This window comes from Sinorhizobium kostiense (assembly GCF_017874595.1).
Classification (GTDB): domain Bacteria; phylum Pseudomonadota; class Alphaproteobacteria; order Rhizobiales; family Rhizobiaceae; genus Sinorhizobium; species Sinorhizobium kostiense.
In genome coordinates this window covers 189,940-215,344 of sequence record NZ_JAGILA010000010.1, presented here as the reverse complement: position 1 = coordinate 215,344, position 25,405 = coordinate 189,940, and the positions used below count along the sequence as shown (strand labels likewise).

Here is a 25,405-nt window from a genome sequence, read left to right as displayed (position 1 = left end):
CCCGCTGCCAATCGCTGGCCCGAGCGCAATGGCTGGAGGATCGCCGCGCCGAGCTCCTCGACACTCAGTACTTTCACGTCGTCTTCACGCTGCCGTTTCATCGTCATCCAGTTGCATCGCTCGGCCGCAAACCAGGTCGGTCTCCGGAAGGTGCGTGCCGACCGCGCCCACCAGCGCCTTCGAGAAGATCAACGGAGCCAATCGTCACCACTTTGGACCCGGAATCCGCGCTGGTTTCGTCCCAGCGCTCCACCAGATGCTGCGTCAACACCGTCCTGCGACGGTCTTTTCCTTGGATGGGCACCATTCAATACCCATAGGGCCCCAGACGCGCCCGCGGCTTAGCCCAACACGTTTTTAGCGCACCGTCGCTAGCTTAGGCGCGCTCGTCAACGTCGACACAGGCGACGCCACGCTAAAAACGCTCTGCACTATGCCCACCCGAATATTATGCGCAGCTCACCGGCAAAGTTAGCCAGTTTTCTTCGGCAGATCAGTGAGATGGTTTCCGGCATTCAAACTTTGCGCTGCGCATAATTCTTCCGAGTCCAATCAACTCGGTAGGAGATCAACATGCAAGAAGCGATCACCCTTCAGTCACAGCCGCGCGCTTGGCTGGAGGGCAGTATTCTTCGCCCCTGCGTTTCGCAGTACGGTGACCACCTGCAGCGAAGGCGATATGCGGTGAACACGCAGCGCGCCTATGTGTGCTGCCTCGCGCACTTCGCCTATTGGCTGACTGAGGAGGGTATGACCTGGAAGCGATCGGCCAAGGCGCCATTATGCGCTTTCTCTCGGACCACCTGCCGGCGTGCGCCTGCTCCGAGCCGGTCCGTCGTTTGCGCCATGAGCTGCAGGCGGCACTGGGCCATCTTCTGGAGGTACTCGATGCCGGCCGCGTGGTACTGCAGTATCCCGCAATTCCGCCATCGAACAGGAATTGACGCGCTTCGATGCCCACATGTGCAACGTCTGGGGGGTGGCGGACAACACCTGTCGGAAGCGTTGCCGAGTGGTCGGAGGATTTCTTGTCGAGCATTTCGACGAGCAGCCGATCTCCTTGGCGACAATCAGCGCCGTATCCATTCGCCGCTTCGTCCTTGGCAAACGAGGGCGAAAGCCCACCACCATCGCCGCGATCGGCGCCATCATTGGCTGCTATCTCCGCTTCGGCAGCATGTCCGGCGACCGGGTGGATGAACTGGAGGCCGCGATTCCCCGGGTCGCTCACTGGCGGTTGGCATCATTACCGGAGGTGCTGACCGACGCCGAGATCCACGAACTGCTGAGTTCCTTTGATCAGGCGTCCCCTCGCGTCTGCGCGCCAATGCGATGGTGCGGTCTCTGATCGATCTCGGTCTGCGATCGAGCGAAGTCGTCAAGCTGCAGCTTGACGACTTCAACTGGGTCGATGGCACGATCAAGCTTGTCGGCACCAAGAGCCGACGCGCGGATGCTCTGCCGCTACCGGCAAAGACGAGTGGCGATTGCAGTCTATCTGCACGAGGAGCGACCCGCGACGTCGAACCGGGCCATATTTGTTCGCCATGTTGCCCCCTACGACGAGCCGATCCCGAGCAGGAGTGTCAAACTTGCGGTGCTGGCCGGCTACCGAAGATGTGGATGGACGCGGACCCGTGTCCACATGCTCCGCCACAGCATGGCGAGCCGACTTCCACGAGCCGGCGCGTCAATGAAGGAGATTGCGGACATCCTGCGGCATCGAAGCCTCGACACGTCTGCCATCTATGCAAAGGTCGATCTGAGCAATCTTGCAGCCGTCGCCCTACCCTGACCCGGGAGCGCACAATCGACGCGCGCACCATGTTCTCGCTGGCAGAGGCCTATTTGTCCGAACGTCGCCTCCCTTGGTTTCGCCCTCAGAATGGAGGGCCACCAAATCAGCTCTTTCGCCGTGTTCGCCGACGAGCGCGGCCATAGTGGCCCGCTCACCAACGATATCGTGCTGAACTGGGTGCAAGGCCGGGCCAAACGGGCCAGTGCCTTCTCATGGGCCCGGCGCCTCGAGGTCCTTCGCCCGTTCGCAAGGTACCCTAGCCAGCCTCGAGCCGGACACCGAGTTCCCCGACACCGCGGCCTTTGGTCGTTCACACCGCCGCCGCGCACCGGACATCTATTCAGAGTAGCGAGCTCCCCAGAGTGCGACATACTGAGTCCAGACGCAGCCCACGGTTAAGCCGCACTTTCCATCGCATCTAGCCTCGATAGCACCATTGCTAGGTGGGACTTATGCACGGTGGCCACCAGTCTAACGTCACGCAATTCCAAGCTTCTCCGTATCATACGAAGTTCATCGAGAAGCTCTTCAACCTGCTGTCCGAAATCCATCTTGTCGAGAAGCAAGAACCAGAATCTGGCTGACTGGAAAAACAAGATATCGTTAAAGTCCCTGAGCGGGCCGTTGCTGCTCAGACCATGCAAGACCTGATGTAGCCGCATAATTATTTCGGCAAACTGCCTCTTGTCTTTGCTGCCCATCAGTTCGCGGCACTCCCGTTCTAGGTCCTGGATGTCGTTGAGAATATCGTCACCGACCGGGAGTGGCGAGGATTCGGCCATTGCATCCATCAATCGCATGCGAACGATATAGATGTCTCGCATCGAACCAAGGTCGATCGATGTGACCTCAGTGCCGTTGCCATGCTGACTGATGATCAAGCCGTCATATTCCAAACGTTGCAAGACCGTGCGTAGAGGCGTTCTGCTCACACCGAACTCCGATGCAAGTTCCCGCTCATTCAAGCGGCTGCCAGGCTGATAATCGAGGAGACATATCCGGCGACGTAACTCCAGATAAATCTCCTGCTTGCTCAGCTTGCCGGCGGCCTGGCTCTCGACTTCGGAAGTCTCGTCGTGATCTTTGTTCAAAGAGGCGGTGCTGCTGCTTGTCGATGCTGGTATGCCCGTCCTTGTCATAACGTCCCCTGCAGATATTGTGGCCGATTCCGGTATCACGTCCCAATGCGCAATCCAGCATGCAGCTGGCGCAAATACGCGATAACGCTCTGCGATGTTATCCGACCGGTAGCCGGGTTCTCGTGACTGGGGCGGTTTTGAATCGACATGGAGAAATCTGAACTGTCTGACCGAACACTCACCGTGTGGGTATTAAGTTGCAGACTGGGATCCGCCCAGATTTCCATCTTGGTTCGCTCCGGGCCGACTCCCGCCAAACTCACAGCCGCGGCCACATTCACGTTAGCCGGAAACTCCTTGGCAATTTCGCGGACCGTGCCTTTCAAGATGCAAAGTGCCTCGTCGAGTTTGTCCAGTTTCAGCCCGCTGCGGACTATATATGGCGCGCCAACGAGACTGCTTGGTGGCTTCCGAGTAACGATTTTCACCTCATGGATCATGCCGACCGCCGCGGCCTTGATTGCATCGAGGCCAAGCATGGCGCCAGACGGTATGACGATGCGACCGCCAGACCGGCGGCTTAGCTCTATGAGATCATCTCTTCCGAGAAGCTGGCTGCCAGACATCGCGACGAGGATCTTCCCTGCCTTGAGCGTTGGAACTGCAACCGCATCGAACATAGATGGTGGGAGCGCTTCGAGTACCATGTCGCACTCTTCCGCCATATCTTGCAGCGGCACATTCGGAGCTCTGTTAGACAGAAAGACGTTGAACTCTGCCGCACGTTCGGCGCTGCGCGCCGAGATTGCCGTCAATTTGCAGCCGGGTATATCACCACGGTCCAATGCCTGGGCCACTGCAGAGCCAACAGCACCGATTCCAGCGATACCTATCTTCATTGCCACCCGATCCATGTTAATCTGCTGCTTTGACTGCACTCAAGAACTGTTGGGTCCGCTTGCTCTTGGGATTGGCGAACAGCTCCTCGGGCGTATCTTGCTCTTCAATTTTTCCGCCGTAGAAAAAGCAGATACGGTCAGAAATATCACGTGCAAATCCCATTTGATGAGTGACCATCAGCATCGTCAAGTTGTGCTTGGTCACGAGGTCCTGTATGACGTTCGTGACCTCTCCAATTACTTCGGGATCGAGAGCGGAGGTGACCTCGTCGAACAACATCACCTTTGGCCTCATCGCCAGTGCTCGCGCAATGGCGACGCGCTGCTGTTGACCGCCGGAAAGACGCGCGGGGTGCTGGTCTTTCTTTTCGATCATTCCCACCATCGAGAGAAGTTCTTCGGCGCGCTCTTTGGCTTCGCGGCGAGAGAGGCCGAGGACTTGCACCGGCCCCTCCATACAGTTCTCAAGTGCCGTCATATGAGGAAACAGATTGAAGTGCTGGAAGCACATCCCTATCGAAGAGCGCGCCTTGCGCAGGTATTTGGCGTCAGCCGGCACCAGAACGCCGTTCTTCGGCATGTGGGTGAGCGGTTTTCCATCCACGTAAATAACGCCCCCGTTGATCGTCTCGAGGGTCATGAGCATTCGTAGCACGGTGGTCTTACCTGACCCGGAAGGGCCGATGACGGTGACCATTTCGCCAGGTGCTATGTCCAGATTCAGGTTATCCAGTACCACGAAGTCGCCATAGGTTTTGCGCACATTCATGAACCTCACCATTGGGACCTCGGGTCCGGTAAGCTCGAGGGGAAATGAGGAAAGGGCTTCCATCAGTACATTCCTAACTTGCGGCGGATCCACGCTTCGAAACCGCGAATGGACGCAGCGGAGAACAGCGAGATGACTAGAAATACGACGCCGACGATCGTGTATGGCTCGAGATAACGGTAATTCTGACCGCCGATTGCAGTTGCGGCTTGCATGAGTTCCGCCACGCCGATGACCGACAGCATTGGGGTGTCCTTAAAGATGCTGATCAGATAGTTGCCCATCCCTGCAACCGACAACGGCAGCGCCTGGGGCAGAATTATTCGTCGATAGGTCTGCGCAGTGGTGAGGTTGATTGCGGTGCAAGCTTCCCACTGACCCTTCGGAACCGATTCAATCCCGCCTCTATAAACCTCCGAGAGGTAAGCGGCATAATGCAGGCCGATAGCAATCATGCCCGCAACCCAGGGGCTCAGCGAGACCCCATACTCGGGGCCAACATAGTAGACAAAGAAGATCTGCAGCACGAGCGGCGTTGAGCGGAGAAATTCAACGAGTTCGCGGACTGTGACCGTTAGAGGGCGAAACGGCGTGCGCTGGGCGATCGCAAACACTAGACCGAGCACAGCTGCGATTGCGTAACCGAGTCCCGCTGCCATAAGGGTATTTAGCGTCGCCCACAGCAGCCGGGGGAGGATTTCGGCGGTAAATTGCCAATCCCAATGCATCGTTCAGCTCCTTCCCATTCTACGGGCCATCACGTGCTCCAGCGATCGCATGGTCGGCGTGACGAGGAACCGAGCAAAGATGTAATAGATGACCAGTGCCGTGCCGAAGGTCCACGTAGAGAGATAAGTCGAGCTGTTCAGTTGCTTAGCTTCGAACATCAGATCAGGTACCGCTATGAGAGCAACGAGTGCAGTGCTCTTGAGCAATTCGATCACAAGGTTGCCCCAAGCCGGCAGCATGATAACAAGCGCCTGAGGGATGATGATGCGCCGCATGCGCTTTGCAGGAGACATCGATAGTGCATAGGCTGCCTCCCACTGACCGCGCGGGACTGATTTGATCGCTCCTTGGACAAGCTGAGCTCCGTAGGCGCCAATATTGAGTCCAACCGCGAGAAACCCTGTAAAGAAGGGCTCCAGTGTTATCCCGAAAAGCGGTAGCACGAAAAACAGCCAGAAAAGCTGCACCAGGAGCGACGTTCCGCGAAAGAACTCCACGTAAACGACAGCGGCCCCCTTCACCGCAGCGTTGGACGACAAGAGCATAAGACCGAAGACGAGCGCGAGCACAGTCGCCAGGGCCAAAGAGCAGAGAAACTGTAGGGCGGTGACGAGCATCCCGTCTACAAAACGGCCGCCGTAGTCGGAGAGGAATGAGATGTAAGTCATTGCAACTCACTTTAGCAAAAAAAGTGGGCGAACTGCACGCATAGCAGCTCGCCCAACCCTTGGGAGCTTTTATCTATTTGCGCAAATCCAATCGGTTTTCGCGTCACCCGGAAGCTGGGCCTTCGTGTACTGAAATTTGCCTACTGCTTCCAGCATCTCGGGAGTGCCGAGATATTTTGCCTGTGCCTCATTATAGGCCTTCAGGAAATCCTTATCTTCCGGCCTGAAGGCAATTGCCACCCAGTTGAAGGTCCACTCCGGTAGGGCGGCCGAGTCGGTCACCTCGATTTCGTCCGGCGCACTCTTTGCAAGATCCTTCATGGCGAAATCGTTGCCAGCGCCCGCGTCTGCCCGCCCTGCCTTTACGGCAGCGAGAACCTCCGTGAGGCCCGGGACCTGCATTATCTTGTCTTCGGCAATGCCCTCTTTGAGTGCAGCGTCGACATTCACGAAGCCGGAGACCGTTGCCATCGTTGCGTCGTTTTTCTTGATGTCCTGGTAAGTGTGGATGCCCTTGGGGTTACCCTTCTTTACAATGAAGGAGTCACCGAATTTACCCATAGGCTCGGCGAAACTCACGTTTGCGCAGCGTTTTCCGGTGATGTACATGCCACCGGTAATGATATCGAACCGGCCCGCCTGCAAGCCAGGGATCAGGCCGCCCCAATCGGTCACGACCGGCTCGATATTCGTGTAACCCATGGATTTCAGCACACCGAGCGCTAGGGCATTGGCGAAACCCAACGGCTCATTTTTGTCGCCCGGGTAAGCCCAGGGAATCTCATGTGCGAAGCCGATCCGGATCGGCTTTCCTGCCTTGGCTCGGTCGGTCAGGTCATCAGCCTGGCCGAGAGAAGCGCTAGCAAACAATGCAGCAGCTGTCGTGAACGCCGCGACGATGGTTCTGATTCTCATTGGTTCCCCTTTTTTGGGTTTGATGCGGAATTGCCTAATTGGTGTACCACTGAACGCGGGGTTAAGCAAGAGCTCTTCACCATGACGCCTACAGAATCCCGCACTTCTGGGCAGAATGGCCGAATTGACAAAATTTCGCTTGCGGTCTTTCGGGCGCGAGACTACTAAAGGTATACCACTATTGTGTTTCAGCGTCGTCATTACTAGGAGGGAAAAACCTATGACGTTCCAATCGCCTTTTCCGAAAGAGGAACTTGATCGCCGTCTTGCGAAAGCAAAGAACGCACTGGCTGAAAACGACCTCGATGGGATCGTGATCGCCGTCCCGGAAAACATCTATTACCTCACTGCGCTCGACCATTGGGGCTTCTTTGCGGCTCACGTTCTCGTCCTCAACCGAAATGGAGAAATGGCGCTCAGCTGCCGCGCCATGGAACAGATCACCGTTGAGAACCAGGTCACGAATGCAAAGTTCTATGGGCACAAGGACCATGAAGAGCTTTCGGACTATGTTCACCAGGCCATGAAAGATCTCGGTCTCGCAGGCAAGCGAGTGGGCATCGAGAAGCGCAGTCTCTTCCTCACGGCGCGCCATGCCGAGCGTATTCAGGACGACCAGACGGGCGTTCAATGGGTGGATGCTTCCGGTATCTTGGACGACATTCGCCTGATCAAATCGCCGCTGGAAATGGAATACACCCGTAAAGCGGCACACGCCGTCGACATGGGCACGCTGGCAGCGGTTGAGGCCGTGCACGACGGCGCGTCTGACTACGAAGTCGCTGCAGCCTATCACAGCAAGATGATTCTCGAGGGCAGTGAATACCCCGGTTTTGGCCCGTTCATCCGTCCCACCAGCCGCCTCGGTGAAGAACACACAACCTGGCGCGGCGACGTATTTAGGAATGGCGATGCGGTCTTCCTGGAAACCTGCGCCGCTTACCGGAAGTATCAGTCGCCGATGGGCCGACTGGTTTATGTCGGAAGTGCACCCAAAGGCGTGGAGCAGTCTGCCGAGCTCGCGATCCGCGGAATGAAGGCGATCTGTGAGGCGCTAAAGCCGGGCGCCAAGGCGGGCGATGCCTACGATGCCTGGCACGAAGTAGCCGCGAGCGCAGGTCTGGTCGATTATCACCGCCATCACTGCGGCTATCTGGTAGGCATTGGCTTTCCGCCGAGCTGGACGGGCGGTTCGATGGTGACAAGTCTCTTCCCCAAATCGACCCGCAAAATCGAGGTTGGCATGGTCGTTCACGCCCATTCCTGGTTCACGAACACCAAGGTCGCCGACTACTTCATCTCCAACACTGTCATGGTTACGGATAATGGCGGAGAGATCCTGACCAACAAAACGCCTGAGACCTTGATCGTGCGCTAAGCGTCCAAGCGTGCGCTCGCGACTCCGTGGGCGCACGCTTGCTGCTGACTCTGTGAGGACCAGATGCAGAAACTCCAGAAAGACACTTTGATCGGCATATGCGCGCAGATGGCCTCGCATAGCTGGTCGGACGCGGAAATAAACGAGCTCGTTGATCCGCAGCTGGGAATAATCACGGGCTTTCAGGATCTCCTGAACGAACTTGAACAGCTCCGAAAGATTGATCTCGGAACCACCCCTCCGGCCATGAGCGTCCAGGGCGCGAATCCAAATGACTGACAATATCGCATTCAAAGACGTTAGGAGCCTAAAACAGCTGATTTCCGGGGGGCAGATTACGCCCGCGGAGCTTGTTGACGTGTTTGCCGAGCGGATTGACCGCCACAACGCGGTGTCGAAGGCCTTCATCACCCCGACGATCGAGGCAGCAAAACGGCAGGCCGCGGGCCTGTCTCGCGACGAGCTAGGTGAATCTCCTTTCGCCGGCGTGCCGTATGCCTCGAAGGACCTGTTCGACGTTCAGGGCGTCCTGACAACGGCTGGATCGCGGGTCTTCCATGATCGAGTGGCAAAGAGCGATGCTTATGCTGTCGCCAAGCTTCGCGCAGCCCACGCGATCAGCCTGGGCAAGACAAACCTGCATGAGTTTGCATATGGAGCAACAGGCGAGAACGAGTTCTATGGCACCTGTGTAAACGCGTACGATCCCACGCGCCTCGCAGGCGGGTCGTCGAGCGGGTCGGCTGCGGCCGTGGCATTCGGTCTGGTTCCCGCGGCACTTGGAACAGACACGGGGGGTTCCGTTCGCGCGCCCGCCGCGCTCAATGGCCTTGTGGGTTTGAAGCCGACGATCGGCCGGGTTCCGACGTCAGGGGTGGTACCTTACTGCTGGACGCTCGACCACGTCGGGCTAATGACCCGGACGATCGCGGACTGTGCAGATCTCCTGCGCATTGTCGCTGGCTACGATTCATCGGATCCCGCTTCGGTCAACCGGCCAGTAGACAATTACAGTGACGCGCTAGGACAAGACGTCTCGAGTCTTCGCATCGGCATACCTAAAAACTTCTACTATGAGCGCGCCGACGATGAGATTCTTGCCGCCCTTGAGAGCGTCAAGGAATATCTCGTCGTCGCAGGTGCAATTTTGGTGCCCGTTGCGTTGCCGGATATGGAGCACAGCCGCACCGTCTCGCTCACCGTTCAGATGCCGGAAGCGCTGAGTGCTCATTCGGCATACGTGCAGCAACGCGGCGATCTTTACGGGGCAGATTTCCGGGCGGGGCTCGCACTCGGGCAGTGCATTCTGGCGGAACACTATGTCAAGGCCAAGCGGTTCGTGGAGGTTTATCGACAGGAAACGAACAAGCTCTTCGACGATGTTGATCTGATCCTCACCCCCGCCACGCCGGAAATCGCCCAAAAGGTCGGGACGGTCAAGGTGGCCAGGAATGGCGTGAACGAGGCGATCGGCAACGCGATCACGCGTTATACGACGTTCTTCAACATGACCGGTCACCCGGCGCTGACAATGCCATGCGCAATGCACTCGGAAGGCCTGCCTATCGGGCTGCAATTGGTCGGACGCTACTTCGATGAAATGACTGTCCTTCGGGCCGCGCATGCAATCGAGCGGAGCGGCCGTTTTTCCATCCCGCTGCCGAGTCTAGGGTTGTGAGATGCGGGCAGCATTGAGAAGAGCCTGCGGGTGGATTTTCTCCCGGCCGTTTGCGACCGGGAATGGAGCTCACACTCCCATCATGCCTGGGGAAGGGATCCCCGCTGCGGTGCGATTGATTGGGCCACGTTTCAACGAAGACTCCGTTCTGCACGTTGCGCAATCGCTCGAGCGAAGCCACACAGCCAACGAGCGGCCGTAAGGCGGCTTGAAAAACCGCTTGACGAGCTGGGTGTCCGGGTTTGAGTACTTGGACACCCGTCACAACGATCAAGACATCCGTCTGATTTCACACTTCTAACGCGCATTCTGACAGACAGTTTGGGTTGGAGTTTTCCGATCAGCCTGTTGGCGGACTGACACCACCGCTTCATCTAACGCAGCACAGTCATGCTTCTTTGGCTCTCCATCCGGCGGCGCCGAGGGGTAACATCAAACTGTTTTCGAAAAGCTCGGGAAAAATGCGATAGACTCGAGAACCCCGCAGCAATCGCGACCTCGGTTATGGGCAATGTCGACTGCTGAAGCAGCTCATTTGCTTTCTCCAGCCGCATCCGCCGATAGAATTGCATTATCGGTTCACCGATTTGTTCATTGAAAAGTCGTTGCAACTGCCTCGAACTTAAACCGGAGAGGTCTGCTATCTGTTGCTCGTTCAACGGGTCGGCGATATGGCTCGCCATCAAATCGGTGGCAGCAATCAACGCTGGGTGGGTGATGTTGAGTTGCTGAGCCAAGGTCGCTCTCTGTGGCTCGGTCGCTAATCGCATATGCGTATGGATGAACCAGTCGCTGACGGCTTGAGCAAATACTGTCCCATGCTCGGAAGCAACGATGGCAAGCATCATGTCGAGCGCTGCTACGCCCCCTGCGCAGGTATATCGATCGCGGTCGATGACGAAGAGGCGCCGCTCTACAAGTAAGTCAGACGACAGCTCCTCGAGCGCCTCGATATGCTGCCAATGAACCGCAAATCGTCGGTTCTCCATCAAGCCCTGCCTGGCAAGGATCGCCGGTCCCCCCGAAATGCCGCCGAGTTTTACCTTTCGGGCGTTGAGCTTCCGGAGATATCGGTTCAGTTCGGCATCTTCATAGCTCATCGGGTTCCCGCCCGCGACAACGAAAACAAGGTCGAAATCCAAACCTGACTCTGCCATCGACAGAGTGTCGAAGCCGCCTCCGGCCGTAGATCTGGCGAGCCCCCCGTAGGTCGAAACGAAGCTGATCTCGTAGAGCTTCTTGCCCGCGAGATGATTTGCTGCTCGCAGCGGCTCAACGGCCGAAGCGGTGGCCATCAGCGAATAACCAGTCGTCAGAATGAACGCTACGCGCATTTCCAGAATGGTGTACCTCCAAATTGAAAATTCGAAAGCGAGAAAGGTCATATGGCGGGATATCTACTATTCATGTCCCTTTTGGGCAATAAAAATCTCCAAGGTATGCCACTCTCCTCCTGAGCCCGTTGATGAGTGTGGGGCGGTCTCGATGTCGCGGCGTCTGCAAGAGCGATATTCAAACCTGCTCAACAGGTAACAGGACCCGAGTTATGGTGTTTGCCCTTCTGAAGTACGGCATCTCGAAACGGTACCCGGCGCGTCAGGAAGTGCCGCTCACGCCCGATCTCAAGGCGCACTATGACGTCGTGATCATTGGCGGCGGCGGGCATGGTGCGTCACTGGCCTATCACTTGGCCAAGCATCACAACATTCGAAACGTTGCGATCCTCGAGAAGGGTTATCTCGGCGGCGGCAACACGGCCCGAAACACGACCGTGATCCGATCGAATTACACGGACCAGCGTTCGATCAAGTTCTACGCCAAGTCGCTCAGACTCTATGAATCGCTTTCGAACGAGCTGGACTACAACATGATGTACTCCCGTCGGGGGCAGTTGACACTGTCTCACTCCGACGGAGTATCGCGGTCACTCCGCCTGCGCGCGGACGCCGGCGTCTTCTGCGGCGAAGCAAACGAGATCCTCGATCGCAAACAAATCAAAGATCTTGTTCCTTCCCTCAATCTCGACATCAAAGGCATGCCCATCCTTTCCGGCCTCTGGCATCGGAACGCAGCGATTGCCCGCCACGACGCCGTCGTCTGGGGATACGCTATCAGGGCATGCGAGCGAGGTGTCGAGCTCCACCAGCGCACCGAGGTCCTCGGCATGGAGGTCGCAAACAATAAGGTAACGCGAATCCGGACCAATCGCGGTGACCTCTCGGCGGGTGTTGTAGTGCAGTGTGTTGCTGGGTATTCGTCCGTCGTCGCGAAGATGGTCGGTTTGAAGTTGCCAATACGCAGTTACCCGCTCCAGGCGATGGTGACCCATCCCATCAAGCCGTTTCTCGATCCGATGGTCTCGTCGACCGCTCTCCACTGCTACATCTCGCAGTCAGCCAGAGGGGAGCTCGTCATCGGCGGCGGATCCGATCCGTACGAACTCTACAACACGCGATCAACCCTCGAACTCAAAGAGGGGCTTGCGGCGTCGGCCGTGGAATTGTTCCCGTTCATCGGGGAACTGAAAGTCTTGCGCCAATGGGCGGGTATCACCGACATGACGCCTGATTACAGTCCAATAATGGGCCAAAGTCCGCTCTCGAATTATTGGCTGGACGCCGGCTGGGGGACATGGGGCTTCAAGGCGACGCCCGCAAGCGGCTTCTTCCTGGCGAAGGCCATTGCTGACAATCGTGTTCCCGAGGAAATCCGCCCATTCCCACTGGATCGCTTCGAACGCTTCGATCTGGTCAACGAAATGGGCGCTACCGCCGCGAGCCATTGAGGAGCCTAAAGTGAAAATCATGACATGCCCTCTCAATGGGCCACGAAACATAACCGAGTTCCAGTGCCATGGCGAAGTCCACCAGCACATCGACCCGACGAGCGCCAGCGACAAGGAGTGGTCCGATTACCTCTGGATGTCCAACAATACGGCGGGCGTCGTTCGCGAATGGTGGTGCCACACGCCGTCGAACTTCTGGTTTCTTGCTGAGCGCAATACGGTAACCGACGAGATACTGGCGACTTTCGCCGTACCTGCGGATGGTCCCTTGGGGGAGGTACGATGAACAAGCCGACACAGCGGCAGGGGCTGCTTATCGATGCTTCGAAGAAGATCAAGTTCACGTTCGATGGAAGGGAATACGAGGGCGTAGCCGGGGACACCATTGCGTCAGCGCTTGCTGCGAATGATGAGTGGATACTGTCACGCTCGTTCAAGTATCATCGGCCGCGCGGTATCCTTACCATGGCCGCGCAAGACGCCAACACGCTTGTCCAGATCGGCAATGAGGTGAGCGTCTTTGCCGACCGCCACCCCATTTCTGAGGGTCTTGCGGTTCGTGCGCAGAATGTCAGCCACTCTGCCCGCAAGGACAGAGGCTTTGCGATGAACCGATTTTCGCGGTTCATGCCCGTGGGATTTTACTACCGGACCTTCTTCAAGCCGAAGGGGATCTGGGAACGAGTTTGGGAGCCGCGGATAAGAGCCAAGGCGGGTCTAGGCAAATTGGACATCAGCAAGCCCACGGAAGGGTATTATGACAAGGCCTACGGCTGGTACGACGTCGTTGTTGTCGGCGCCGGACCCGCTGGCTTGGCGGCCGCGATAGCAGCTGCGGATGCAGGCGCGTCGGTGCTCATCGTTGATGAAAACCCTATAATCGGTGGTGCGCTGAGCTATGCGCGTGTGAAGACCGAGCGCGACCTTGTTCACGAGGCGAAGGTTCATCCGAATATCGAGATCTGGACCAACGCGACGTGCAATGCCTGGTATGCTGACAACTGGCTGCCTGTCATTCGTGGCAACCGCTTGTACAAACTCCGGGCGAAGCAGGTCATTCTCGCCACAGGCATGATCGAGCAGCCATCGCAGTTCCGCAATAACGACCTGCCAGGCATTATGCAGGGGTCAGCGGCTCAGCGGCTTATGCGCCTCTACGGCGTTAAACCGGGAAAGCGCGCAATCGTGCTCGCATCGAACGACGATGCTTATGGAGTGGCCTTAGACCTTCTCGATGCTGGCGTTCGTCTCGTCGCTGTGTGCGATCTTCGAAGGAGCGATCTCCGCGGACCGAACCGTGACGAGTTGAAAGAACGCAATGTCGAAATCCTTGACGGCTGGTGCGTCTGGGACGCCATGCCTGAGTTTGGCCACAAGCACGTCCAAGCAGTTGAGGTCGCGGAACTGGATGCATCTGGGAATGCTGGCAAGATCCGCCTCCGGTTCGACTGCGACCTTGTGTGCATGTCCGTCGGCTATGTCCCCGCCTACCAACTGCCGCTCCAGGCTGGAGGCAAGCTGGAATACGACGATGTCTCGGCTCGGTTCACGATTTCAGGGCAGGATGATGCCGTCCTGCTCGCCGGCTCTGTCGACGGCTTTTTCGACATCGATGCCTGCATTGCAGATGGATTTGCGCAGGGCGCACGGGCAGCGGCCAACTGCGGCTTGTCGATCTCAAATCTGCCCGCACGGCCGGCGCGTAGTTCTGTGTCACCTAACCATCCCCGCCCGATCTTTCCGCACCCCGGCGGAAAGGATTTCGTCGATTTCGACGAAGACTTGCAGGTCAAGGATATCAAGAACGCTGTCGCAGATGGTTACCGCGAACTTGAACTTGTGAAGCGCTTCTCAACCGTCGGAATGGGTCCAAGCCAAGGGCGCCACGCAGCCTTGGCAACGGCGATGCTCGTATCAAAGGAAACCGGTCGCACGATCAGCGAGGTGGGTGTCACAACAGCTCGGCCTCCGGTGACGACGGAGAAGATCGCGACCTTGGCGGGCCGGAAGTTTACGCCCATGCGTCGTACGCCGATGCACGAGCACCATTGCGCCGAAGGGGCTTCCTGGCTCTTGGCCGGAAACTGGATGCGGCCGGCCTTCTATGGACAAGGACCGGACGACAAGAAGATCATCGCTGACGAGGTGCGCAATGCGCGAAACAATGTCGGTATGATCGACGTCTCGACGCTGGGTGGGCTGGATATACGCGGTCCGGATGCCACAGAGTTCCTGAACCGAATGTACACCTTCGCTTATGCGAAGCTTCCCGTTGGCAAGACGCGCTACCTTTTGATGACCAACGAGGCCGGCACTGTCATCGATGACGGTGTTGCATGCCGAAGAGGCGATCAGTACTTCTACGTCACGGCCACGACCACAGGCGTAGATCGCATCTATCGCAACATGCTGTGGTGGAATGCTCAGTGGCGGCTTGACGTGGATATCGCCAACGTCACCGCGGCATATGCGGGGGTAAACCTCGCGGGTCCCAACGCCCGCAAGGTCCTTACAAAGCTGACGGACGACATCGATGTGTCGGCGGAGCAGTTCCCCTATCTCGCCTACCGCGAGGGTAAGGTCGCCGGAATCCCGGCGCGTGTGTTCCGCGTCGGATTCATCGGCGAGTTGGGCTACGAGATCCACGTTCCTTCACGCTACGGTGCGGAACTGTGGAATGCGATTAGAGAGGCGGGGCAGGAATACGGGATCAAGCCGTTTGGCCTTGAAGCGCAGCGCGTGATGCGGCTCGAAAAGGGTCACGTCATCATTGGTCAGGACACCGACGGCATGACGACGCCGGAGGAGCTCGACATGAGCTGGGCGGTGGCGAATTCCAAGCCCTTCTTCATCGGCAAGCGCAGTCTTCAGATCCGCGGAAAGACTCTGTCGAACCGCAAGCTTGTTGGGTTTTCTCTTGATCGGATGCCCACGTCCGGCTTGCAGGAATCCAATCTGGTCGTGAAAAACGGGCAGATCGCCGGCTTCATCACGTCGATTACCTGTTCTCCCACGCTTTCGAAGGTCATCGGTCTCGCCTACGCCGACCGAGCGGACGCGAACCTCGGAGGCCGTATCACGCTGCGATCAAGTGACGGCAGCCAGCACCAAGCCGAGGTCGTCGCACCGCATTTCTACGATCCGGAAAACAAGCGGCAGGAGATGTAACATGGCTGCCATCGCACGAAGCCCCTTTGCCGATCGCCTCGAACAGTCTCGCGTTCCGCGCCAACCCGGGAACGTGCTCATCCATGATTACACGCCCGTAGGTAGGACGGGGTTTAAGGGAGCCGGGACGACCGATTGGCTTGCTTCGAAGGTTTCCACTCTCCCGGAACGCCCGAACAGAGCCGTCACCCTTTCCGATGGCACTGTAATTGGTCGGCTTGGCAAGGAGGAGTACCTTGTCCTGAACGGTCGCAACTCGATGAGCGACATTTGTGGCGAACTAGACGCGTCTTGGGCTTCGGAGAGCGCTGGCGGTGGCGCCCGCATGGGCTATCCGCTTCCGCGGGCAGACAGTCATAGCTGGCTCTTCATCAAAGGTGCGCGTGTTTCGGAAATGATGTCGAAGATTTGCGGTGTTGATCTCCGTGACAAGAGCTTTCCCCCCGGCGAAATCGCTCAAACGATCGTGGCACGTATCGGCGCTGTGCTGATCCGTGAGACCGGCGCCTCTGAAGGTCTTCATCTCCTCACGGACTTTGCCTCTGCCGACTACCTCTGGGAAGTGCTGGATGATGCGTCTGCCGAATATGGTGGCGGCTTCGTTCCAGCCGGGAGGAAGTGACATCGCTACCTATCACTTCAATTCAGACAACGGTGCGCCTGTCTGCGATCAGATTATGAACGCGTTGCTGAGCTGTAACCAAGGCTCCGAGACTGCTTACGGCGCGGATCAGTATACCGCGAAGCTAGCGCCCGCTTATTCCGAGTTCTTCGAGCGCGAGACCTTCGTGTTTCCGGTAGGGACGGGGACTGCCGGCAATGGTCTGGCGCTGGGCGCCATTACGCCACCATATGGCACCATCTTCTGTCATGAGAGCGCACATATCGTAACGACGGAAGGCGGCGCGCCCGAATTCTATAGCGGGGGTGGACGGATGACCTTGTTGCCGGGCGAACATAACAAAGTATCGTCGGCGACCTTGCAACAGGCTCTGCAACGGCACGGAATTGGCAATGTGCATCATATGGCGGCGAGCTCAATCAGCCTCACCCAGGCCACAGAGGCGGGTGCTGTTTATGGCGCGGAGGAGCTGAAAGAGTTAACTGCAATAGCACATAAGGCCGGACTGAAAGTCCACCTTGATGGCGCGCGCATTTCGAATGCCATTGTTCATCTGGGTCTAACCCCAGCAGAAATGACCTGGAAAGCTGGCGTCGACATTCTGACGTTTGGCACAACGAAGAACGGTACAATGAATGCCGAGGCGGTCATTACGTTCGATCCAGAGATAGCTCGCGTGCTTGGCTTTATGCACAAGCGGGCAGGGCACCTGTTCTCAAAGATGCGCTACATGTCGGTGCAGCTATTGAGCTATCTGGAAAACGATCTTTGGTGCGCCAACGCATTGCGCGCGAACGAAAACGCGGTTCGAGTTGCGAGCGCTTTGGCCCAGTGCGCTGACGTTGTATTGGCTCATCCAGTGCAGATCAACGAGGTATTCGCCGTCCTGCCGCCACGGCTCTCGAATGCTCTTCGAGAGAAGGGCATTCACTTACGACCATGGAACCTGGGCGGCAACGGCGAGGGATTCCGCCTGGTCATGTCCTACAGCGACAGTTCCGAGCAGATCCAGCGGTTTGAAGACGCCTGCCGCGAAGATGCCGCGGCTTGGAATGTCGGCCCTAAGGACGCCATACCAAGCACCGTGCGGCTGGACTGACAAGGTTTGAACGAGTGCGCGACGATCTCAAATTGGAAAGTAATGCGATGCTAGATTTCACGATGATTGCCAAGGCCGCCCAAATCCTTGAAGGAGTGACCCGTGTTACCCCTCTGTTGGAATCGGAACTGCTCAACCGAAGACTTGGTTTCCGCCTCCTGGTCAAAGCGGAGTGCCTGCAGCGCACCGGATCCTTCAAGATCCGGGGTGCCTATGTAAAGATCGCGTCGTTGAGCGACAAAGAGCGAGCAGCCGGTGTGGTCGCCTTCTCATCCGGCAATCACGCCCAGGGTGTTGCCGCTGCCGCGGCGGAGTTGGGTGTTTCCTCGACTATCATCATGCCTGACGACGCCCCTGCTGTGAAGCTGCGCAACACCGCCCAATATGGTGCACGAGTTGTCACATACGACCGTGTGACAGGAGATCGGGCCAAGATCGCACGTGATGTGGCGGAAGAAACCGGCGCAACGCTGGTTCCTCCCTATGATGACTATGTGCTGATGTCCGGGCAAGGGACCATTGGTCTGGAGGTCGCCGACCAACTGGCACAGCTCAATACGTCCGCCGACGCTCTGGTGTGCCCGGTCGGTGGGGGTGGGCTCATGGCCGGTATCGCGACTGCGATGGCTGAACGGGCTCCCCAGACCAGGATCTACACTGCAGAGCCGGAAAACTTCGACGACACTAAACGATCGCTTCTTGCGGGTGAAAGGATCGGGAATCAGCCTGGTCACAACTCGATTTGCGACTCCATCGTAACGCAGATTCCTGGTGAGAAAACATTTCCGATCAACAAGAAGCTTGTGGCCGGAGGGTTCTCGGTGTCGGAGGCCGACGTCATTTCTGCAATGCAGACCTTGGCGGATCATATGAAAATTGTTGCCGAACCGGGCGGCGCTGCTGCTGTTGCGGCGGTCTTGCGCCATGGAGAAAAATGGAAGGGAAAGACCGTCGTTGCAGTGGTGTCGGGCGGTAATGTCGATCTTGATACGTGGCGAGGGTATCTGAACACCCACGGGCTAGGATCGCCGTCGGGCCCCTCGTCAGACCTGAAGTAATAGCGCGTTCTTTCCACCGCTCATCAACTGAGCGGACGATGTCCTGTAACCTCACGAAGGGAAGCAATGACCACTTATGTCCTAACCGCTACTTGTCAGTCGACAAGAGGAATCGTCGCAGCCATCTCAAGTTTTCTGTGCGAGATGGGCTGCAATATCATCGACAGCTCGCAGTTCGATGACCTAAGTACGGGTCGCTTCTTCATGCGGGTCTCCTTCGTTTCAGAAGACGGGACCAGCGCGGACGCACTTACTGAGGGGCTGAAGCCGATCACCGAGAAGTTCCAAATGGAGACCGAGCTCTATCTTCAGACCCAAAGGATGAAAGTTCTCTTGATGGTTTCGCGGTTCGGGCACTGCCTGAACGACCTGCTTTACCGCTGGCGTATTGGAGCACTTCCGATCGATATTGTGGGGGTCGTCTCCAACCACTTCGATTACCAAAAGGTCGTGGTCAATCATGACATTCCGTTCCACCACATCAAGGTCACCAAAGAGAACAAGCCGAAAGCCGAGGCTCAAATCATGGAGCTCGTCGAACAGACGGGTACGGAACTGGTTGTGCTCGCACGGTACATGCAGGTTCTCTCTGATGCCATGTGCGAGAGGATGTCAGGGAAAATTATCAATATCCATCACTCTTTCCTGCCGTCCTTCAAGGGGGCAAACCCCTATAAGCAGGCTTATGAGCGCGGGGTGAAGCTCATTGGCGCAACTGCTCACTATGTCACCACCGACCTTGATGAAGGGCCGATCATCGAGCAGGACACGGTCCGAATCACGCATGCACAGAGCGCCGACGATTACGTTTCGATCGGCCGCGACGTCGAGAGCCAGGTTCTTGCCCGCGCAATCCACGCGCATATCCATCACCGCGTCTTCTTGAACGGAAATCGTACTGTCGTCTTCCCGGCAAGTCCGGGCAGCTTCGCATCGGAGCGTATGGGATGACGGGCTCGACAGTAATTGACGGTACGATGATTGCCGCGTCCGTGGTGGAGAACGTAAAAACCGCGGCCGCGGCTCTCGAGACGGAGCATGGCGTCAAGACAGGGCTTGCGGTGATCATCGTTGGAGACGACCCGGCGAGCCACACCTATGTGGCTGCAAAGAGCCGCGTGGCGAGAGAGTGCGGCTTTGCCTCTGTCCAGCACACATTGTGCGCGGACACCACCCAGGATGAACTCGCAGCTCTGGTGGAGACTCTGAATAGTGATCCGCATATCCACGGTATCCTGGTCCAACTGCCGCTCCCGAAGCACTTGAATAGCGAACGGATCATCCAATCGATCTCGGCCGAGAAGGACGTTGATGGTCTGGGGGTCGTAAATGCCGGAAAGCTCGCAATCGGCGACACGAAGACCGGGCTCGTGTCCTGCACACCTGCCGGTGCCATGGTCTTGGTTCGCCGCATCCATGGAGCGGATCTGTCAGGCCTCCGTGCGGTCGTCATTGGCCGCTCGAACCTCTTCGGAAAGCCGATGGCGCAGTTGCTGCTTGGTGCGAATGCGACTGTGACCATGGCTCACTCCCGCACGCGAAACTTGGCCGATGTTTGCCCGGAGGCAGACATATTGGTGGCCGCCGTAGGCCGACCGGAGATGGTCAAGGGCAACTGGGTCAAGGAGGGGGCGACGGTTATAGATGTTGGCATCAATCGCATTGAGGCGGCAGAGCGGGGCGAGGGCAAGACGCGCCTCGTGGGTGACGTCTGCTTCAATGAGGTTGCCGAAGTAGCAGCGGCGATAACGCCTGTTCCTGGCGGCGTTGGTCCAATGACGATCGCCATGCTCATGGCAAATACGGTTACGGCATCCTACCGATCAGTCGGCCGAGACTTCGAAAATACCGGATTGTAGCAAAGCAAGGTCAAGGATCATTATGAGGAGGATTAGTATGGGAGGGGACGCCGTTGGTAGCTCGTCTTGGGGGCGAACGCTGATGCCAAACGGAAACTACGTACTTGCGAAGCGCCATCACGACGTGGTGTTCACGTCGGGTATGACGCCTCGGGCAAATGGAATTCTTACTCACACTGGCACCTTCACCAACGACGTCGATCTGGAAGACTGCAAAGAGGCGGTAGAGCTCGCCGCGTCGAATGCGATGGCAGCAGCGCGGAGGCTGCTAAACGGCAAAGAGAGGATCGACAGCATACTGGCTATGACGGTTTTCGTGTCAGCGAGCGGAGATTTCAATCAGCATTCGCGCATCGCTGACCATGCTTCGAACTATCTTTTCCGGGAGCTTGGTGAAAGAGGGATTGGTGTTCGAGCAGCAGTTGGAGTGGCTTCGCTACCCGGCGGAGCGATCGTCGAAATCCAGATCACAGCGAGCGTGGCCGACGGATGATGTCTGATGCCAGATTTGCCCGATCCTTGGGGCCCAGGAAGAACTGGCCTTCGAAGATGCTCGGCTCATTCAGAAAAGAATCACTGCCCAAATGGCCGTCCAGTTCCATACAGGAGGGTCGTCGCGCCTAGCTCAGAGTTCCCGTCTGCCTCGCAAGGGCAGCACCTTGGCTGCCGCCGAACAGGTCCCGGCGGCAGCCACTTTTTTTGTGTTTGCCGAGCCCCTATTGGGGTCCAGGTGGAGGTTTTGAGAGTCACAGAGACATGCGGCGCGAAGACTCTTCCCCTGTCCGGTTCGGTGACTCTCGCTCCGCTGCACAACGCGGCGTTTCGCTCGATCTGGACTTCAACGCAGATCGCAAATCATCAGTGGGCTCATGGCCCCGATTTCCGCATCAGACCCTATGGTCGCGCTCGTGCAGGCATCAACCACCTTGCCGGCGTTCAGCTGATAGCGCGCGTTTCGAGATCCATGAGGATGAATCGATGATGAGACCAGAAATTGACGAGCAGCAGCGTTCGCACCATACTTTCATGCTCGGTGATGTTGTCACAGCCTCCGCAATCAAAAGTCCAGCAGGTCGAACATGGCAATGGCGTGTCATGCTTTCGTTCTGTATCGATCGGACTGCCGACCTCCGACCAGCAATGATGTGCTGAACAGCAACGGTCTTGCGTAGGTCGACCACAGCGGCGGACCATACCGCTCTCTCTGACGCTGGTGGACAGGCGGCTGACATGGGCCGCCGGGCTATCCCCAACGAGGCCACCGACTAAGGGAGCGTTCAAATCCAAGATCACCATCGATTAGGAAACTGCTCGTCGGCTGTTCACGCTGATATCGCTCGCCCCGAATTGCTTGATGAAGGATAAGGCGACATAAACGAGCCGCGGATCTGCACGTGCCGTTCGCCATCTACGCTACGCACAAGTAAACCCATGGGCATTGCACCAAATGATCTCTCGAGCGGAGTCGAAGGGACACGTCTTGGTTTCAACGTTGGAAAAATCATGCCTACGCTGGCTGTTCAAAGGTCGGAGCATGAAGGACATCGCTCGGCTTGAGACAAAAAGCGTGAGCGATATCGAAGAATGCCTCGGAGCGCGGTGGTCTCACTAAAGGCAAAGACAATCGAGGACGCGCGTCGGAAGGCAGGCATTTCGGCCTCTGACTGACAGCAGTGAGAGCAAGCTGAGGGCAGGCCGAAAGCGCTTTCATTGTCGAACGATTCGGCGATGGCTCTCGCAAACATGCCCATCGATGACTGTTGCAGGGAGCAGATATGGTTTTGGGCCTGAAAGATACCCGCCAAGAGGTTCGAGAATAACCCCACGGTGGGGGCCGTCTTGCTGAGACCGTCTGAGACTGCAAGCACTTCTCTATTCGGCGGCTGGGGTCAAGCGCTCTGAGCTTTGCGTTCTTGCCAGCGTTAGATGTTCTTCGCGGGGCTTGCTTCTCTTCGGGATCGGCACTTTGGCCCTCCCACCATGGGATCGGAAGGACAGCCGTCTGCTCGTTGATGAACTTCAGACCTGGCTCGATCTGAGCGTACAAAGCTGTCGCGCAATTCACCGGTTACCGAGGCCGATCGATTACATGCTGAAGCGCTGCGACGGGTTTACGGCCTTCCAGGCGGTTCTGCAGCGTCCGGTTGATGCGCTCGACCCGACCCTTCGCCTGACTCGAGTTTGCGCAAAGAACCTCGATGTTTAACTTTGAAAGCGCACGCCCGAACTGGGGTCATGCCTGGCCACCCTTGGCGTCTTCTTCGCCACCGGGAACACCGAATGCTTGTCGGAATAAAAGGCGACCGGAGCGCCGTGATCCTTGAGATAAAGCTCCAGCGCCTCGAAATACGTAAATGCACTTTCCGCTCGTACGAACCGCAACTGCATAAGCTTGCCGGTCGCATCGTCGATGAACACCAGCAGTGAACATGGGGCACCGCGATCTTCGAACCAGCGATGCTCGGAGCCATCGATCAGCACCAGCTCGTCATAGGCCTCGCGCCGCAACCGCGGTTGATGAAACGTGCGGCGCTGCTTGCGCGACAACCACAGGCCGGCCGCAGACATCCATTTGCGCAAGGTCTCGCGCGACACCGTCAGGCCATCATGCTCGGCCAGCTTCTCGGCCGCCAGCGTCGGACCGAAATCCGTATAGCGCTCGCGCACGATCGCCACGGCGTAATCGCGCACGCCGTCGCAAATCCGATTGTTCGACGGTCGCCCGATTTGCCTTGTGCCGGATCGATGCCGCACCGCCAGCGCTGATCCGATCCAGCAGCCGACGCACGTGCGCGTGCTTAAGCCCAGGACATGCGCCGCCGACACCATGGTCATGCGGCCGTCGATCACCTTCGACAAGACCTCAATCCGCTGCAGGTCGCGCTCGCTCATCGCAATCAGTCCCATCCGCAATCTCCCACGTCATCAAAACGCGGGGAGAGTGACATTCCAACTTTGCAGGAACAGGACACTTTAACTTTGCGGCTACAATTACTGACCGCATATGAATTCTTATGAAAGTTTCATTACCGGTGTCATCAAGATTTTATAAATACGTTGTTTCTGAAATTGCCTGCCACTGCTATTCCTTTTGTCCATACAGTCTGACTTGGCGGCCTGTCCGATGTCACAACGGAGTGTCGCTGACCCATTGGGGAGGGGACCTCCAGATAGGCTTACTGGAGTCTTTGTATGGGCTCCCACGTCGGCCGCCTTCGTATTAAGGGGCCCGACAATCGGATGCGTTGTCAAAGATGGGGCTAACGTGGACCTTGGGGCTTTGGCCTGTCGATCGCCGTTAGCGAGCAGGTGATGAAGCATTGAGGCACGACGTGCTAGCACTTCGTGGCCATCCACGGGTTCCGAAGAAATCGACTGGAAGGCCATGCCAAAAATTATCGATGTTGAGCAGACCCGCCTTCGTATTGCGAAGGCGGCATGTAAAGCGATAGCGGGAAAGGGCATCTCCGCAGTTACGATGATCGACATCGCTAAAGCCGCCGGTGTGACGACGGGAATGATTACCCATTACTTCGAAGGCAAGGCGGACATTATCGCAGCTTCCTTGCGCGTTCCTTTTCTTAACATGGAACGCAAGATCGGACATCTGCTGGAAAAAGGAGAAACAAACCTCGCGACCCTGCTTGACGCGGCGATACCAGCGTCGATATCTCATTTCGAGGATAGTGTTATCTGGGTCAATTTCTGTGGGGTGATTGCCGCCGATCCTGAATTTCGCAGGCTCAATGCCGCGCTGCATCGCGAGGGAACAAAAATTTACGACCAAGTCATCCGCGCGGCTTGGCCAGAGAGTGACGAGTGGCCGACTGATGTCTTCGAGATTGCGCTGCGGTCGATCGTGACATTTCTCTTCGGCCTAAGGGCCGGCGGCGTGACAAACCGTGCCATTTGGACAACTTCCGTTCAGCGGTCACAACTGGAACTACATTTGCGTTTGGTTCGCTGTTGGGCGCAACAACAAGCGCTTACGAATTGTGGACGGGAGTTTGGTTCAGGACCAATTAATTCTGTTCATATGTGATTCACGACTTCTGTTGAAGAAGCCTGTGGTGTTTCTGTTGAGCGAGCGGCAGGGCGGATTCATTTGTTTACCCCGGTTGAACTTTCACGATCGCTGGGGCAACCGCGCAGGATGGGCTCCTGCTGCCAAACCGCGATGACCCGCGTCAACGTCACGCAACGGCTGGATCTCGCAGTCGCCGCAGCAGGGCGACATCTTCCCTTTGGCGCTCGCTCAATCTCGCCCCATATGATCCGGCACGCGACAGCAAGCATCTGCTTCGGTCCGGTGTCGATTATCACCGTCGTCGCGCTTTGGTAGTGGGCATGAAGATACCGCGACTAAGCACATGTACGCGGAGTCCGATAAATTGATCTACAGCGCTCCACCCTGCAAACCTGGGAAAACGACGGAGTTGATCTTGTTGGCGAGGTCGACGTCGTATTTCGGATCATCCAGTTGGGCGATGCTCTTCCGGTTCTTTTCGCAATTCTCGAGCATCGACCGACGGGCGGCGAAGGCGAACGGAAGCTATCTGAGATGGGTGAGGGATGACCAGCGCTCCGGCGATCGAGTAGAAGATTTCATCGGGGACAATTTTTCCGTTCTCGTCAAAGGCCCTAGAGCGATGCATTCGAAAGCCGAACATGCTGCCGCTTTTTGTCGAAGATGACGTCACGGCTGGGTCGAAGGAAATCGTTTTTCCGTCGGTGAGGCCGAAGCGATCATTTCCAGTTCTTCTTCGTGCCACCGATTGCTGCCTCCATCATCATAGGCCGCAAGCGGCCACAACTCAACCTAGCTTTTCAGCTGTGCCTGATCTCAGATATTTCGATCACCATGGCTTCGGTGTTCTGCAAGCTGTCACGAGCCCAATGTT

Annotated in this window: 23 protein-coding genes and 3 pseudogenes; 17 read left to right on the top strand and 9 right to left on the bottom strand. The window is 57.3% G+C overall.

Going from position 1 to position 25,405, the window contains the following annotated elements; genetic code table 11:
• The 3 genes and pseudogenes from J2Z31_RS27185 to J2Z31_RS27175 form a co-directional block, all read left to right on the top strand.
• Positions 1-95, top strand: a pseudogene (locus J2Z31_RS27185) (transposase zinc-binding domain-containing protein); the annotation flags it as partial.
• Positions 96-940: 845 nt separating this feature from the next.
• Positions 941-1,348, top strand: coding sequence for a site-specific integrase (locus J2Z31_RS27180; protein ID WP_209606515.1), 408 nt, complete (start codon positions 941-943; stop codon positions 1,346-1,348).
• Between the two features lie 63 nt (positions 1,349-1,411).
• The gene (locus J2Z31_RS27175; RefSeq protein WP_328243665.1) at positions 1,412-1,795 is read left to right on the top strand and encodes a tyrosine-type recombinase/integrase; all 384 of its coding nucleotides are present in this window, start codon (positions 1,412-1,414) and stop codon (positions 1,793-1,795) included.
• A gap of 398 nt (positions 1,796-2,193) precedes the next feature.
• Here the strand turns inward: J2Z31_RS27175 and J2Z31_RS27170 are convergent, their stop codons facing one another.
• The 6 genes from J2Z31_RS27170 to ehuB all read right to left on the bottom strand — a co-directional run bounded on the left by J2Z31_RS27170 (position 2,194) and on the right by ehuB (position 6,926).
• On the bottom strand, positions 2,194-2,937 hold the full coding sequence (locus J2Z31_RS27170) for a GntR family transcriptional regulator (RefSeq protein WP_209606511.1): 744 nt from the start codon (positions 2,935-2,937) through the stop codon (positions 2,194-2,196).
• Positions 2,938-2,972: 35 nt separating this feature from the next.
• Complete coding sequence (locus J2Z31_RS27165; protein ID WP_234939706.1) at positions 2,973-3,791, bottom strand: aspartate dehydrogenase; 819 nt, start codon at positions 3,789-3,791, stop codon at positions 2,973-2,975.
• 1 nt (position 3,792) lies between these two features.
• Positions 3,793-4,608, bottom strand: coding sequence for an ectoine/hydroxyectoine ABC transporter ATP-binding protein EhuA (ehuA, locus tag J2Z31_RS27160; RefSeq protein ID WP_328243664.1), 816 nt, complete (start codon positions 4,606-4,608; stop codon positions 3,793-3,795).
• A complete protein-coding gene (gene ehuD, locus J2Z31_RS27155) occupies positions 4,608-5,273 on the bottom strand; it encodes an ectoine/hydroxyectoine ABC transporter permease subunit EhuD (RefSeq protein WP_209606509.1) in 666 nt (221 codons plus the stop codon). The genes ehuA and ehuD overlap by 1 nt, the downstream gene beginning before the upstream one ends.
• A 3-nt stretch (positions 5,274-5,276) precedes the next feature.
• Complete coding sequence (gene ehuC, locus J2Z31_RS27150; protein WP_209606507.1) at positions 5,277-5,942, bottom strand: ectoine/hydroxyectoine ABC transporter permease subunit EhuC; 666 nt, start codon at positions 5,940-5,942, stop codon at positions 5,277-5,279.
• 69 nt (positions 5,943-6,011) lie between these two features.
• Positions 6,012-6,926 (bottom strand): ectoine/hydroxyectoine ABC transporter substrate-binding protein EhuB, encoded by a 915-nt coding sequence (gene ehuB, locus J2Z31_RS27145; RefSeq protein ID WP_234939705.1) that lies wholly within the window; start codon positions 6,924-6,926, stop codon positions 6,012-6,014.
• Between the two features lie 55 nt (positions 6,927-6,981).
• Here ehuB and J2Z31_RS27140 point away from each other — a divergent pair, with 55 nt between their 5' ends.
• From J2Z31_RS27140 to J2Z31_RS27130, 3 genes are all read left to right on the top strand, one after another.
• Complete coding sequence (locus tag J2Z31_RS27140) at positions 6,982-8,235, top strand: M24 family metallopeptidase (RefSeq protein ID WP_234939704.1); 1,254 nt, start codon at positions 6,982-6,984, stop codon at positions 8,233-8,235.
• A gap of 63 nt (positions 8,236-8,298) precedes the next feature.
• Positions 8,299-8,514 carry a hypothetical protein gene (locus J2Z31_RS27135; protein WP_209606505.1) on the top strand — a complete coding sequence of 72 codons (216 nt, stop codon included), beginning with the start codon at positions 8,299-8,301 and terminating at the stop codon, positions 8,512-8,514.
• Positions 8,515-8,593: 79 nt separating this feature from the next.
• Positions 8,594-9,913, top strand: a complete 1,320-nt coding sequence (locus tag J2Z31_RS27130; RefSeq protein ID WP_328243663.1) for an amidase — start codon at positions 8,594-8,596, stop codon at positions 9,911-9,913.
• A gap of 374 nt (positions 9,914-10,287) precedes the next feature.
• Here J2Z31_RS27130 and J2Z31_RS27125 read toward each other — a convergent pair whose 3' ends face one another.
• Entirely contained in the window at positions 10,288-11,298 is a 1,011-nt protein-coding gene (locus J2Z31_RS27125; protein ID WP_234939703.1) for a GlxA family transcriptional regulator, read from the bottom strand.
• A 161-nt stretch (positions 11,299-11,459) separates the two neighbouring features.
• Between J2Z31_RS27125 and J2Z31_RS27120 the strand changes: the two genes are divergently transcribed.
• The 10 genes and pseudogenes from J2Z31_RS27120 to J2Z31_RS27075 form a co-directional block, all read left to right on the top strand.
• On the top strand, positions 11,460-12,698 hold the full coding sequence (locus J2Z31_RS27120; protein ID WP_209606500.1) for an FAD-dependent oxidoreductase: 1,239 nt from the start codon (positions 11,460-11,462) through the stop codon (positions 12,696-12,698).
• Between the two features lie 19 nt (positions 12,699-12,717).
• Complete coding sequence (locus J2Z31_RS27115) at positions 12,718-12,984, top strand: sarcosine oxidase subunit delta (protein ID WP_234939715.1); 267 nt, start codon at positions 12,718-12,720, stop codon at positions 12,982-12,984.
• The gene (locus J2Z31_RS27110; RefSeq protein ID WP_209606496.1) at positions 12,981-15,866 is read left to right on the top strand and encodes a 2Fe-2S iron-sulfur cluster-binding protein; all 2,886 of its coding nucleotides are present in this window, start codon (positions 12,981-12,983) and stop codon (positions 15,864-15,866) included. Before J2Z31_RS27115 ends, J2Z31_RS27110 begins: the two co-directional genes overlap by 4 nt.
• 1 nt (position 15,867) lies before the next feature.
• Positions 15,868-16,488: a sarcosine oxidase subunit gamma family protein gene (locus J2Z31_RS27105; protein ID WP_209606494.1), complete on the top strand. Its 621-nt coding sequence runs from the start codon at positions 15,868-15,870 to the stop codon at positions 16,486-16,488.
• Positions 16,436-17,587 (top strand): threonine aldolase family protein, encoded by a 1,152-nt coding sequence (locus tag J2Z31_RS27100; protein WP_209606492.1) that lies wholly within the window; start codon positions 16,436-16,438, stop codon positions 17,585-17,587. Before J2Z31_RS27105 ends, J2Z31_RS27100 begins: the two co-directional genes overlap by 53 nt.
• Positions 17,588-17,634: 47 nt before the next feature.
• Positions 17,635-18,645: a threonine/serine dehydratase gene (locus J2Z31_RS27095; RefSeq protein WP_209606549.1), complete on the top strand. Its 1,011-nt coding sequence runs from the start codon at positions 17,635-17,637 to the stop codon at positions 18,643-18,645.
• Positions 18,646-18,711: 66 nt separating this feature from the next.
• Positions 18,712-19,596: a formyltetrahydrofolate deformylase gene (gene purU, locus J2Z31_RS27090; protein ID WP_209606489.1), complete on the top strand. Its 885-nt coding sequence runs from the start codon at positions 18,712-18,714 to the stop codon at positions 19,594-19,596.
• Complete coding sequence (locus J2Z31_RS27085; protein ID WP_209606487.1) at positions 19,593-20,504, top strand: bifunctional methylenetetrahydrofolate dehydrogenase/methenyltetrahydrofolate cyclohydrolase; 912 nt, start codon at positions 19,593-19,595, stop codon at positions 20,502-20,504. The genes purU and J2Z31_RS27085 overlap by 4 nt, the downstream gene beginning before the upstream one ends.
• 82 nt (positions 20,505-20,586) lie before the next feature.
• Positions 20,587-20,997 carry a RidA family protein gene (locus tag J2Z31_RS27080; protein WP_209606485.1) on the top strand — a complete coding sequence of 137 codons (411 nt, stop codon included), beginning with the start codon at positions 20,587-20,589 and terminating at the stop codon, positions 20,995-20,997.
• Positions 20,998-21,282: 285 nt separating this feature from the next.
• Positions 21,283-21,442, top strand: a pseudogene (locus J2Z31_RS27075) (MFS transporter); the annotation flags it as partial.
• A 1,184-nt stretch (positions 21,443-22,626) separates the two neighbouring features.
• On the opposite strand, the pseudogene J2Z31_RS27070 reads toward J2Z31_RS27075, so the two are convergent.
• Positions 22,627-23,411, bottom strand: a pseudogene (locus J2Z31_RS27070) (ISNCY family transposase); the annotation flags it as partial.
• 478 nt (positions 23,412-23,889) lie between these two features.
• Here J2Z31_RS27070 and J2Z31_RS27065 point away from each other — a divergent pair.
• The gene (locus J2Z31_RS27065) at positions 23,890-24,546 is read left to right on the top strand and encodes a TetR/AcrR family transcriptional regulator (RefSeq protein WP_209606483.1); all 657 of its coding nucleotides are present in this window, start codon (positions 23,890-23,892) and stop codon (positions 24,544-24,546) included.
• 430 nt (positions 24,547-24,976) lie between these two features.
• Here J2Z31_RS27065 and J2Z31_RS27060 read toward each other — a convergent pair whose 3' ends face one another.
• On the bottom strand, positions 24,977-25,276 hold the full coding sequence (locus tag J2Z31_RS27060) for a hypothetical protein (RefSeq protein WP_209606481.1): 300 nt from the start codon (positions 25,274-25,276) through the stop codon (positions 24,977-24,979).
• Between the last annotated feature and the right edge of the window lie 129 nt (positions 25,277-25,405).